This is a genomic window from Absicoccus intestinalis (assembly GCF_033971885.1).
Classification (GTDB): Bacteria; Bacillota_I; Bacilli_A; order Erysipelotrichales; family Erysipelotrichaceae; genus Absicoccus; species Absicoccus intestinalis.
The window spans coordinates 1-12,985 of sequence record NZ_JALBUS010000029.1; the positions used below are offsets into that span (position 1 = coordinate 1).

Sequence of the window (12,985 nt, forward strand, 5' to 3'; positions counted from 1 at the left end):
AAATTGACGTGTTTCTTGGTTTCCTGTTCAGTTTTCAAAGATCGTCACGCTTTCGCGTGCTCAGTTATATTATCAAATCTATCTGCCTTATGCAACCCCTTTTTTTATCTTTTTTGCATTTTTTTAAAAAAGAAGGTCGAAACCCTGTTTCGACCGACTATTTATTGATTCTGTTCAATCTCTGTGATCTTTTCAATTCTACGTTTATGACGTTCTCCATTACTGAAAGGTGTTGATAAAAACGTGTGGACAATATCCTTTGCGGTCTCAATGCCAATGATTCGTTGTCCCATCGCAAGCACATTCGCATCATTATGTTCTCGCGTCAAGCGTGCCATAGTGGTATTGGTACACAATCCACAACGAATTCCTTTAACTTTATTGGCCGCAATTGAAATACCAATGCCTGTACCACAAATCACAATGCCCTTTTCCGCTTCACCCGCTACGACCTTATCCGCAACCGCTTTTCCATAATCGGGATAATCGCAACTATCGGTACTATTCGTACCACAATCGATAACTTCATGTCCTTCTTCGATCAACATGGCTTTGATCGTATCTTTATACTCCACTGCACCATGATCATTTCCAATCGCAATTTTCATTTATTTGACCTCCTCTTTCATTTTTTGTACGTCTGCCTGTCTTAAATATATACCACATTGACCATCCCGACAAACAAAAGTACCATTTCCATTTTCATCGATCCGAACTTCATTCCCAGTAATGATATCCTTAAAAGTTTCCTGGGGCATACCGACATGAAAGGTCTTTTGATTTCCATAACTATTGGTCATGACCACAACAATGGGATGCTCTGATTTGACCATCCAACCAATACAATGCCAATCATCAAATCGATCTTCGATATCCTCTTGTAGATAGTGTTTACGGATCCAACACATTTGCGCCAAATGTGGAACGGGATCAATATGATCATGATCAATTCCATACAGATCGCCATAGAATACACAAGGCACTTTACATCGATACAATAGGATCAAAGCATAGGCATGGCTCTTAAACCATCCTTGGATCCAGGATTGCAACGCCTGCCCTGGTTGCGTATCATGATTATCCACGAAGGCAACGGCATATTCCGGTTGTTGCTGGGAAAGGGTTCCTTGAAAGATCGTCGACATGTTGTAGCGATCATAACTGTTGGATGCATCAAACAAATGAAAGTGCAAAGGAACATCAAATAGCGTCATACAATGATTACAATGATTCAAATATTGATTTAGATCATCGACATTGCCACTCCAATATTCACCAACCGCAAAAGGCGTCGTATGAGCAATTTCTCCCTGGGATCGTAACCATCCCTCAAAGAAAGAGAAATCAATGCTTTTACAAGCATCCAATCGATAACCATCCACCCTACACATCTGCCAATACCATTTTCCCCATCGATAGAGTTCTTCGACAACCTTTGGATTGGAAAAATCTAAATCATCACCCATGATATAATCAAAATTATCATCTTCATGTGAAACATTTTCATCCCATTGTTTCGTATTAAACTCCAATAATTCATTTCGCTTGGATAAAGCATCATAATCCGTTCCATCAAAACAATCCCAATTCCAGATAAAATCAGAATATTTGCCGTTTCGTCCTGGAAACGTATATTTGGTCCATACTTCTACGGTTTCTTCATCGGAAAGGGCATGTTCTCGATGATTCCAATCCATTTGTCGTGCTTGGATCGTTTCTTTGGCATCCGCCCCCATGCGATGATTAAAGACAATATCCGCAATGACGGCCATACCCGCTTGATGACAGGCATCAATAGCTTGTTGATATTCTCGTTTGGTTCCATATTTTGTAGGGATCGTGCCTTTTTGATCAAACTCACCCAAATCGTACATATCATAGACACCATAACCCACATCGTTTTTTCCACTTGCTCCTTTGTAAGCAGGTGGCAACCATATTTTATCGAAGCCTATATTTGCCAATTTTTTGGCATTTTGACAAACTTGTCTCCATAGGGAACCATCATTGGCTAGATACCATTCAAAATATTGAATCAATGTTGTTTTATTCACAAATCGACACCTCTCTATACATATAGGATACCACATCTTGAAAACAATGAAAAAAGATGAAAAGTACTGTAAACCGTTTCATGAATATGATATATTAATCGCGGAATCAATATTCCAGGAGGAAATTCATGACAGATTTAAATGCTATTTACGAAACTGTTAAGAAAAGAAATCCCAATGACATTGAATTCCTTGAAGCGGTAGAAGAAGTATTCCGTTCTTTGGAAATCATCCAGGAAGTTCATCCAGAAAAATTGGATGACGATGTGATGAAACGTTTGGTTGAACCTGAACGTCAAATCATTTTCCGTGTTCCTTGGGTCGATGACAATGGTGTGACACAAGTCAATCGTGGTTATCGTATTGAATTTAATTCAGCAATTGGTCCTTACAAAGGTGGACTTCGTTTCCATCCATCCGTAAATGTAAGTATCATCAAATTCTTAGGATTTGAACAAATCTTCAAGAATGCCTTGACGACATTACCTATGGGCGGTGGCAAAGGTGGATCGGATTTCGATCCAAAAGGAAAAAGTGATGCAGAAGTTATGCGTTTTTGCCAAAGCTTCATGACGGAGTTGTATCGTCATATTGGACCAGACACAGATGTTCCTGCTGGAGATATCGGTGTTGGTGGTCGTGAAGTGGGTTATTTATTTGGTCAATACAAACGTTTGAAAAACGAATGGAGCGGTGTATTGACAGGTAAAGGATTAACTTTTGGTGGCTCTTTGATTCGTACCGAAGCAACCGGTTATGGATTATGTTACTATACCGAAGCTTTGTTGGAAGACAATGGTACTACATTTGAAGGCAAGACCGTATGTATTTCTGGTAGTGGTAATGTTGCCATCTATGCTTGTGAAAAAGCAACGCAATTAGGTGCAAAAGTTGTCACAATGTCCGATTCCAATGGATTTGTATACGATCCAAATGGTATCGACCTAGATCTAGTCAAAGACATCAAAGAAGTTCGTCGTGGACGCATCAAAGAATATGTAGAAAAACATCCAGAAGCAACTTATACGCCAGGTGCTCGTCCTTGGAATATCAAATGTGATATTGCCTTACCATGTGCAACACAAAACGAAGTCAGCTTACATGATGCACAGAACTTAGTTGCCAATGGTGTATTCGCCCTTTGCGAGGGTGCGAACATGCCAACAACGCCAGAAGCGATCGATTACTTAAAAGAACATGGTGTATTCTATGCACCAGGTAAAGCGTCCAATGCCGGTGGTGTAGCTTGTTCTGGATTGGAAATGTCACAAAACGCACAACACTTATCATGGACAGCTGAAGAAGTCGACACTCGTTTACACGATATCATGGTCAACATCTTCAATACTTGTCGTGATACAGCCAAAGAATATGGTCATGAAAAAGACTATGTTGTTGGTGCAAACATTGCGTCTTTCTTAAAGATTGCCGAAGCAATGAAGGCACAAGGCACGGTTTAATTGTTTCTAGAACGCATTTCGATGCGTTCTTTTTTTTCGCCGTTTGTTGTATACTATCCCTATGAATCGAGCCAAACAAACTTCAGAATCCATTGAATTAGCTATTTTTCTAGCGATGAGCGGCGGCCTGATGGATGCCTATTCGTATTTATTACGAGGCCAAGTTTTCGCCAATGCGCAAACCGGTAACATTCTCTTATTTGGAGTCTATGCTTCCAACGGACAATGGAATCATTGCCTGCACTATGCCTTTCCTATCTTGTTTTTTTGTTTTGGTATTGCCCTTTGTGAGATCATTCATGTCCACAAGATCCATTTTATGCATTGGCGACAATTTACCCTGCTCATTGAAATTTTATTATTGGCCATGGTCTCAATGATACCATTGCATAATAATCTGCTGGCCAATTCGTTAACTTCCTTAGCTTGTGGCATTCAAGTCCAAGCCTTTCGTAAATTGCATGGTAATAGCTTTGCGACCACGATGTGTATTGGGAATATTCGTAGCGGTACGCATCATTTGATTCACTTTTTTTATGAGAAAGATAGACAAAGTCTAGAACGTGCTTTACTCTATTATTTTGTGATCCTTTGTTTTGTTGTCGGTGCTATTCTTGGAAATTGGTGCTTACCTCACCTACAAGAAAAAACCATCTTGGTCAGTTGTGTTTTATTAGCCATCGCATTAATGATCATGTATATCGATCGCGAAGGAAGCAAATAGGAGGAAATTATGGATCCATTATCAATCATCTTATGTGGAATTGGTTTAGCTATGGATGCAAGTGCTGTTTCCATCGCCAAAGGAATGTCTTTAGCCAAAGAACACATCAATGAATACGCTATAAAATTAGGTTTAGCTTTTGGCTTTTTCCAAGGCGCTATGCCTTTAGCTGGTTATTACATTGGTTCTCATTTCGCAAAATATATCACTTCTATTGATCATTGGATTGCTTTTATTTTACTATCGATCATTGGAATGAACATGATTCGCGAAAGCAAAGAAAAAGATGAAGATGCTCCTATGGTCCACTCCATCTCTTGGAAAGTCATTCTGGTTTTAGCTATTGCCACCAGCATTGATGCACTCGCTGTTGGCGTTACCTTAGCTTTCTTACATGTCAATGTTTGGTTAGCCGTTAGTCTTTTTGCCTTGATCACTTTTGTTCTCTCGTTTGCGAGTGTCAAATTAGGCAAGAAACTGGGTTCATTATTTCAAGCCTATGCCGAACGATTGGGCGGTATCATTCTGATCGTATTGGGAATCAAGATCTTAATCGAACATTTATTCTTCTGATCTGGCACGTTCTACACGAACGTGTTTTTTCTTAACTTGATGTAAATTCTTTAAAACAAGATGACCCTTATTATGTAAGATATCGACAAACGATTGATGATCCTGGACTTGGATCACTCCAATATCATCCATCGTCATGCCATCTATAGCGCATAAAGCCCCAACAATATCTCCAGGCCGGATCTTCTTTGATTTTCCCGCTGTGATATATATCTTCATGACATCTTCACGCACTTTCGCATCTTTATTTTCCCGTTTTCGATGACTTGAAGTCAAAACAGCTAGGCGCCAAGGCGCCAAATCAACATCACTTGTCCATAAAGGCATCGCATGATCATAAGTTTGTCCAGGCTCAATAAAAGTAATGGCTTTGCCTTTTTCGTAAATACGGCCACTTCGACCAATCCGATGCGTGTAAATGATTTTTGAATCGGGTTGATCATAATTTATGACTAGATCCACTTTTTCAATATCGATTCCCCGTGCCAAAATATCGGTCGCAATCAAGATTCGAACCCTTCCTTGTTCAAATGCTTGCAACGTTTCTTTTCGTTGGGATTGTTCCATGCCAGCATGCATACGAAAAACCGAAATGCCATATAAAGAAAGATATTCATATAAAGCATCGACCCGATCTTTGGTTGCACAAAAAATGATGCACGTATCGGGAAGCTCTTTTTGCAGCACTTCTAAACAAGTTGCTGGCTTGTTTGCATCTGCAACCATGATCCGATAAGAAGCGATTTGATGATTGGTAGGATCCACATGGATCACTGGTGCCCCTTTCATATGTTTTTGTACAAACGCTTGTACAGAGGGGCCTATCGTCGCACTCACCAAGACAATGGTCTCTGGTTGCAGATGGTCCATGATCCATTCGATACGTTCGATAAAATCGGTATTTAATAATGCATCCGCTTCATCTAAAACAAAATATTTGATCTTTTCATACGAAAAACTATCTTGCACCATATGATCATAGACACGTCCGGGTGTTCCAACAACGATATGTGTTCGTTGTGCCAAATCCTCTTTTTGCAGATCAAACGATTGTTTTCCAATCAAAGTGACACATTTCACTTTCTTATACGTCCCCAATAAGGCCAATTCTTTCTCGATCTGCATGGATAGCTCACGCGTTGGTGCTAATACCAATGCTTGGGGATCGTGTTGATCAATCACAAGATCTTGTTCCATGCCAATGCCATAAGCTAGGGTCTTGCCAGAACCGGTTCTTGATTGGACCACACAGCTTGTATGTGCCAACAAAATCGGAATGACAGCCGCTTGAATGGGCATTAATTGTGTATACCCCATGCGCACAATGCTTTGTTTCAAGGATCCATCAATGGATAAGTCTTCAAATTTCATGATTTTATTGTACGCAACTTCATTTTGATTCGCAAGATGGACCCACATCTGATTATTTTGTATACTATGGATGTATGAGAGGTCCTTATGGAAAATCAAATGGATAATCAATATTTGACGATTGCGATGGATGTCGGTGAAATGCTTTTAAAATACGGAGCCGAAACCAGTCGAATTGAAGATACGATTCGCCGCATTTGTACGGCCTATGGTGCGAGCAGAGTCGATGTATTCTCCATTACGGTCAATATCGAAACGACCATGCACATGGGATATGATACCTATACCCAGAATCGACGGATCCGAAGTTCCAAAATGGATACGGAAAGGCTTAGTGCCCTAAATCAATTATCGCGTGATATTTGCGAAAAGAAGCCTTCTTTGATGACGGTTGAAAACCAATTGAAAGTCATCGAGGCCATGCCGAATTATTCTTATTCCTTCCAAATGGCATCTTATGCTCTGATTTCTGGTTCTTTTTGTCTTTTCTTTGGGGGAACCCTACAAGATATGATAGCGGCTTCGATCATTGGTGCATTATTGAAACCAGTTGAAACCTGTGTGCAACGCTATTCACAAAATAAGCTATTCATCGCATTAGCTTGGTCATTGGCAGGTGGACTTTTGAATGCTTTATTTCTTTATATAGGCATTGGCCAACATTACGATCTGATTGCTATAGGCAATATCATGATCTTGATTCCTGGTTTGGCTTTCACCAATGGCTTGCGTGATTTATTTGTCGGTGATTCGATCACGGGACTCATTCATCTCGTAGAAGCCATCATTGTGGCCATTTGTATTGCGTTAGGCTTTGTGTTTGTGCAATCGTTTTTCTGAGGTATATCTATGGAAAATATCTTACAATTGATCATGGCTTTTTTAGGTTCCCTGGGATTTGCGTTGATGTTCAACACCAAACGCGATATCTTATTTCCCGCTTGTTTAGGTGGCATGCTGGCTTGGTTGGTATATCTGATCGCATTAAAAAAGGGGTGCGATCCGTTTCTCAGTGGTTTTCTTGCTTCTTTATTCACTGGGCTCTATTCCGAATGCATGGCCCGTCTTTATAAAAAACCGGCTACTATTTTCATTGCGATTGGTGAGATTCCTTTAATTCCTGGGTCAGGTTTGTATTATTCTATCTATTATTTATTGCTACAAAATTTAGAACGAAGTCTCTACTATGCAAGATATACGTTGTTGTTTGCTTCTTGCATGTCGGCGGGGATCATTCTGATGAATATCGTCTTTTCACAATCCATGGATCAGATCCACAAAATGAAAAAATGACTCCACCAGAGTCATTTTTATTTTATTATGATTTGTTTAGCAATCGTGATCAAAGCCTTATCGGCTGCGGATAAAACATCTTCGGATTTATACATGATGCCTAAGGTTCGATAAGCTGGCGGATCCAATGGATGTTTTTGAATATCTACATCTTTAAGGATCAATTCTGGTAAGATCGTCATGCCCAAGCCTTGTTTGACCATCGCCAAAATGGATGCGTCTTCTTTGCAGTAACAAGCCACATGTGGTTTTACACCGGCTTGATGTAAAGTGGCGGCCACATCATTATCTACACCAATCTCACTGGCAATATATGGATGTTGTTCCAATGCATGAATTGGAAAAGGACCTTGCCATTGGGTATCGGGCACAACGGCATATAACATTTCTTTCTGAAAAGGAATAAACGCAAAATTTGATTGTCCGGATTGTGAAACAAATCCAAAATCAACAATGCCTTGACCAATCCATTGCATGATCTCATCGTAATCGCCTTCGCGCACGTGAATTTGGATCTGAGGATACATCTGATTAAATTGTTGCAAGATCATAGGCAACCAATGCATCGCAATACTGGAATAAGAACCAATCGTGATTGATCCTTTGGTCAATCCATTGATGGCATCCAATGCCTCTTTAAAGCGGCTAAACTGGACCAATGTCGATTGTACATAGGGTAATAGATATTTGGCTTCACTGGTCAATTCGACCCCATGATTGGTTCGTTTGAGTAATTTGATGTTCCATTCTTTTTCCATTTTTTTAATGGCATGACTTACCCCCGACTGGGTATAGCCCAATCGTTGCGCACTCGATGTAATGCTTTTTGTCTTATTTAAATCTTCTAATAGAAGAAATTGTTTGATATCCATTATTCCATTGCCTTAGCGTCTTCAAATTCTTTCTGGATCGATGCATCGGCACCACCCGTAGCCAAACTAACGATCACATTGATGATCAACGCAAGCAAGAAAGCAGGCAATAATTCATAGATACCAAATACACCACCCCATGGGATGATCAAAAAGTGCCATACAAAGACCATGATACCACCAGCTAACATACCGGCAATAGCCCCTTGTTTATTGGAATTTTTCCAGAACAAGGCCAATAATACAACAGGTCCAAAGCTAGCGCCAAAACCAGCCCATGCAAAAGAGACGATCTGAAATACGGAACTATTTGGATCCCAGGCTAATCCCATCGAAATCAAAGCAATCAACAATAAACAGCATCGAGAAATCTTTAATAACTTATCTTGACTGTATTTGGTCTTGAAATATCCACTTAAAATATCATTGGATACAGAACTCGAAGCCGCCAACAATTGGGAATCAGAAGTCGACATAGTGCTCGCTAAGATACCCGAAAGAATGATACCAGCAATCAAAGCAAACCCAAATCCATGCGTACTCAATAGGTGGGCAATACGTACGATGGCGGTCTCGGAATCGGCACCCACCAATGTTTGCAAGGCACCGACTTTTGACATAGCCATAGCAACGATACCAATAAATACCGAAACAAACATCGAAATGATGACCCACACCGTTGCAACTCGACGAGAAAGTTTTAACTGACTCTTATCTTTGATGGCCATAAAGCGTAATAAGATATGAGGCATACCAAAATAGCCCAATCCCCAAGCTGCTTTCGAGACAATGGTCAAAAAACTATAAGGGACAGCCGATTGGGTTGCCACATTGTACGATTGCGTAAAAGTCATATATCCAGGTAAGGCATAGGCATGATGCATGACACTATCCATACCGCCGGCAACACTTACACCATAACCAACGACGATCAATAAGGCAATGGTCATGATGATGCTTTGTATGAAATCAGTCGTTGATGCAGCAAGAAAACCACCCAGCGTTGTATAAATCACAATGACCAATGCACTGACGATCATGGCTGTATGATAATCAATCCCAAAGAGGGTATTGAATAATTTCCCACAAGCCACAAAACCACTGGCTGTATAGGGAACAAAAAAGACGATGATCCAAATGGCGGCAATCAACATCAACACATTTTTTTGGTCGTGATATCGTTTCGCAAAAAATTCAGGAATCGTGATCGCATCGATGCGCTCTGAATAAGTCCGTAATCGTTTCGCAACGATCAACCAGTTCAAATACGTACCAATGGCCAATCCAATGGCTGTCCATCCTGCATCGGCCACACCCGATAAATAAGCCACACCTGGTAATCCCATTAACAACCAGCTGGACATATCGGATGCTTCCGCACTCATCGCTGTCACAAATGGACCGAGTTCACGTCCTCCCAAATAAAAGTCACCCACCGTTTTATTCCGATCCATGACTTTGAAGCCAATATAGATCATGCCAACCAAATAAACTACGATGGCAAGCAAGATCCCAAATTGATTTAGATTCATATTTTCTCCCTTTCTCATATTGGATATGAATTTTATTCATATCTATGCGTTAAAAAAACAGGACAAATGCCCTGTTTGTATTGTATTCGTTTTCTTATGCATTGTCAATGTTGCATTGGATGACCATTTTTTGACCAAGCCAACGATTAAAATAAGCAATGGTACGGCCTACACCAATCAAAGAAGCCACAGTACCGATGCCCAATCCCGCAAAGTCACCCAAACAGAAAAAATCCAGACCCAAAGTGAGCGCAACACTACAAGCATCCACACAATTTTTGGTAAAGCCAATATCTTTATGAATAGCATCACTAATCGTTTGTACGATTCCATCTCCAGGATTAGGAACGATCCGCATATTTAAAGTCATGGCTGCACCAATTCCGGTACAAATCACCGCAACCATCAATATGATCAATCGTACTGAAAAATTAGAAACAGTAAAATCGGGAATGAATCCTTCATACGCTTTCATAAACCGTGTAAATACGATGCTCAATGGAATTTGTAGAACATCTAAAACGAGGATCTTGCGTGATTGTTTACGAAAGATATGAACGATTATTTCAATACATACAAAGATCATGTAAAGAATCAAGGTCATATCGGGAAAAGATATCTTGAACAATATCGCATTGGCATAGGCTACCGAAATGATTGCGGATACCCCAAGTCCCGTTTTCGCATTCAATTCCAATCCAAATGCCAATATACACATGCCAACGATATAATAGATCCATCTTCTTTTGCTCATGCGACCATGATAACATAAATCGATGGGAATTTACATATTTTAGGAATGTTTCGAAACTTCTTGAAATGTTGGATGGATCGACAACATCGACGGAACCGAATGGGAGCCCGTCAAAGCATAAGGATCTAAAATTTGATCCAACTCCTTGGCACTCAATAGCTTTTTAGCTAATACGATTTCGCGTACACTTTTATTTTGTTTGATAGCTTGTTTCGCAATTTCAGCAGCTTTCTTATATCCAATATAAGGATTCAGTGCAGTAATGATGCCTACACTCTGTTCCAAAAGATCGCGACTCCGTTCTCGATTGGCCACAATGCCGACGATACAATTATCTATTAATGTTTTCACCGCTCCTTTTAGTGTCGTGATGGATTCAAATAAGTTATAAAATAATACGGGTTCAAATGCATTCAACTCCAATTGTCCTGCTTCAGCCGCCATCGTAATGGTCGTATCATGACCAATCACAAGGAAGGCCACTTGCGTAACCACTTCGGGAATGACCGGATTGACTTTGCCAGGCATGATCGAAGAACCGTTTTGTTTTGCGGGTAGAGCAATCTCAGCAAGTCCTGTTTTTGGTCCCGAAGAAAGAAGACGAAGATCATTGCACATTTTGGAAAGATTCACAGCACATGTCTTCAATGCGCCAGAAACAGCAACAAATCCATCTAAGTTTTCCGTGGCATCAAATAAATCATCGGCTTGCGTCAATGGCATACCTGAAATTCTTGCCAAACAAGGAACGACAGTATCCAAATAAACTTGGGAAGCATTGATGGATGAACCAATGGCTGTACCTCCTAAGTTGACGGCATACATTTCTTTGATCGTATGTGCCAATCGCTTCTTATCGCGACCAACCATAACCGCATAGGCATGAAAGGTTTGACCCAATCGCATGGGAACCGCATCCTGTAACTGGGTACGTCCCATTTTGATCACATCATCAAATTCAATGGATTTAGCATATAATTCACTTTCTAGTCTTGCCAATTCATCCAAAAGTGGCTGCATCAAATCAATGACCGTCATTTTTCCAGCTGTCGGCACGACATCATTGGTCGATTGAGACATATTGACATGATCATTGGGATGAACATGATCATAGGCGCCCTTTTCGCCACCAAGAATTTCATTGGCACGGTTGGCAATCACTTCATTCATATTCATATTTGCGCTCGTACCGGCACCCCCCTGTACGGCATCGACAATAAATTCCTTCGCAAATTTACCAGCTGCCACTTCATTGCTTGCCTTTATGATGGCTTTGGCACAGATTTGATCCAAATCACCAGCCAGACAGTTCGTGATCGCTGCAGCCTTTTTGATCAGGGCAAGATTTTTTAAAAAAACAGGGTTCATTCCTATCCCTGTGATCGTAAAATTCTCTTCTGCACGCATCGACTGTACACCATAATAGGCCTCATCTGGTACTTCTCTTGTTCCTACGGAATCAGCTTCAAAACGAATACTCATATTTTTTCCCTCCAGTTATTTATGATGATGCTGTTTCAGGCTCTGCATCCACTTCATAAATTATGGTGAAAGAATAGCACCAGTTTTTTTGGTTGTAAAGTTTTTAAAGTGAAAACCATGATTAAAAACATTTTAAGCAAACTTTTAATTATTTATTTTAATTTTTTTGTATTTTTACTTTATTTATTAATGTTGAGTCTTTTTTTCGATTGAAGTACACTTGGAGGTAATAGAAAGAAGTGATGTTTATGGATATGAAGTTGGATTCCATCGATCGTAAAATATTAAAGATCTTACAAGAAAATGCCCGAACCCCCATCAAAGAGATTGCCAAAGAGGTGTTCCTTTCTTCACCGGCTGTTTCCAATCGCATTGAAAAATTGGAACAATCTGGTATTCTTACCGGCTATCACGCCCAAATGAATGCTCTCTTATTTGGTTACAACATCAAAGCCTTTATCAATCTTGAAGTACAACCCTATCAAAAAGATGAATTCTATCCTTTCATCCAATCCATTCCCAATGTGATTGAATGCAATTGTGTAACTGGTGAATACGCTATGCTGATCGAAGTTGTTTTTCAGACCACCCAACAACTGGATCACTTTATCAATGAACTCCAACATTTTGGCAAGACCCAGACCCAAATCGTATTCTCGACCTCAGTCGAACATCGACAAGTACCCATCCAACTATAAAAACCACTAATAAAAATTAGTGGTATTGAATGCCCTATAAGGGCTTGTTGTTGCGCAGGTCCTTCGACCATTGAAACCTCGCCAGTCGCAACCCCGTTACATACTGCCTCTAAAAGAGGCGTGGTAAATCGCTTGCTTTGACCCGTTCACCCGTAAACGGGTCAATATATTC

13 protein-coding genes are annotated in these 12,985 nt (G+C 40.2%); 6 read left to right on the forward strand and 7 right to left on the reverse strand.

Annotated elements, in window-relative coordinates; all coding sequences use genetic code 11:
* Positions 1 to 161: 161 nt before the first annotated feature.
* Entirely contained in the window at positions 162 to 608 is a 447-nt protein-coding gene (gene rpiB, locus MOZ64_RS11330; protein ID WP_320326664.1) for a ribose 5-phosphate isomerase B, read from the reverse strand.
* Positions 609 to 2,054, reverse strand: a complete 1,446-nt coding sequence (locus MOZ64_RS11335) for an alpha-amylase (RefSeq protein ID WP_320326665.1) — start codon at positions 2,052 to 2,054, stop codon at positions 609 to 611.
* A 128-nt stretch (positions 2,055 to 2,182) separates the two neighbouring features.
* On the opposite strand from MOZ64_RS11335, the gene gdhA reads away from it, so the two are divergent.
* The 3 genes from gdhA to MOZ64_RS11350 all read left to right on the forward strand — a co-directional run bounded on the left by gdhA (position 2,183) and on the right by MOZ64_RS11350 (position 4,811).
* Positions 2,183 to 3,514 carry an NADP-specific glutamate dehydrogenase gene (gdhA, locus tag MOZ64_RS11340; RefSeq protein WP_320326666.1) on the forward strand — a complete coding sequence of 444 codons (1,332 nt, stop codon included), beginning with the start codon at positions 2,183 to 2,185 and terminating at the stop codon, positions 3,512 to 3,514.
* A gap of 61 nt (positions 3,515 to 3,575) precedes the next feature.
* Complete coding sequence (locus tag MOZ64_RS11345; RefSeq protein ID WP_320326667.1) at positions 3,576 to 4,238, forward strand: YoaK family protein; 663 nt, start codon at positions 3,576 to 3,578, stop codon at positions 4,236 to 4,238.
* Between the two features lie 9 nt (positions 4,239 to 4,247).
* Entirely contained in the window at positions 4,248 to 4,811 is a 564-nt protein-coding gene (locus tag MOZ64_RS11350) for a manganese efflux pump MntP (protein ID WP_320326668.1), read from the forward strand.
* Here MOZ64_RS11350 and MOZ64_RS11355 read toward each other — a convergent pair.
* On the reverse strand, positions 4,800 to 6,182 hold the full coding sequence (locus MOZ64_RS11355) for a DEAD/DEAH box helicase (RefSeq protein WP_320326669.1): 1,383 nt from the start codon (positions 6,180 to 6,182) through the stop codon (positions 4,800 to 4,802). The two genes, MOZ64_RS11350 and MOZ64_RS11355, sit on opposite strands and share 12 nt — an antisense overlap.
* A gap of 87 nt (positions 6,183 to 6,269) precedes the next feature.
* On the opposite strand from MOZ64_RS11355, the gene MOZ64_RS11360 reads away from it, so the two are divergent.
* Positions 6,270 to 7,022 carry a threonine/serine exporter family protein gene (locus MOZ64_RS11360; protein WP_320326670.1) on the forward strand — a complete coding sequence of 251 codons (753 nt, stop codon included), beginning with the start codon at positions 6,270 to 6,272 and terminating at the stop codon, positions 7,020 to 7,022.
* A gap of 9 nt (positions 7,023 to 7,031) precedes the next feature.
* Complete coding sequence (locus MOZ64_RS11365) at positions 7,032 to 7,475, forward strand: threonine/serine exporter family protein (protein ID WP_320326671.1); 444 nt, start codon at positions 7,032 to 7,034, stop codon at positions 7,473 to 7,475.
* Positions 7,476 to 7,492: 17 nt separating this feature from the next.
* Here the strand turns inward: MOZ64_RS11365 and MOZ64_RS11370 are convergent, their stop codons facing one another.
* The 4 genes from MOZ64_RS11370 to MOZ64_RS11385 form a co-directional block, all read right to left on the reverse strand.
* Positions 7,493 to 8,347 carry a LysR family transcriptional regulator gene (locus tag MOZ64_RS11370; protein WP_320326672.1) on the reverse strand — a complete coding sequence of 285 codons (855 nt, stop codon included), beginning with the start codon at positions 8,345 to 8,347 and terminating at the stop codon, positions 7,493 to 7,495.
* Complete coding sequence (locus tag MOZ64_RS11375; protein WP_320326673.1) at positions 8,347 to 9,879, reverse strand: sodium/proline symporter; 1,533 nt, start codon at positions 9,877 to 9,879, stop codon at positions 8,347 to 8,349. Before MOZ64_RS11375 ends, MOZ64_RS11370 begins: the two co-directional genes overlap by 1 nt.
* Before the next feature lie 94 nt (positions 9,880 to 9,973).
* Entirely contained in the window at positions 9,974 to 10,633 is a 660-nt protein-coding gene (locus MOZ64_RS11380; protein WP_320326674.1) for a YczE/YyaS/YitT family protein, read from the reverse strand.
* Between the two features lie 39 nt (positions 10,634 to 10,672).
* Positions 10,673 to 12,115 (reverse strand): aspartate ammonia-lyase, encoded by a 1,443-nt coding sequence (locus MOZ64_RS11385; protein WP_320326675.1) that lies wholly within the window; start codon positions 12,113 to 12,115, stop codon positions 10,673 to 10,675.
* 248 nt (positions 12,116 to 12,363) lie between these two features.
* Between MOZ64_RS11385 and MOZ64_RS11390 the strand changes: the two genes are divergently transcribed.
* Complete coding sequence (locus tag MOZ64_RS11390; RefSeq protein ID WP_320326676.1) at positions 12,364 to 12,813, forward strand: Lrp/AsnC family transcriptional regulator; 450 nt, start codon at positions 12,364 to 12,366, stop codon at positions 12,811 to 12,813.
* Positions 12,814 to 12,985 lie beyond the last annotated feature (172 nt).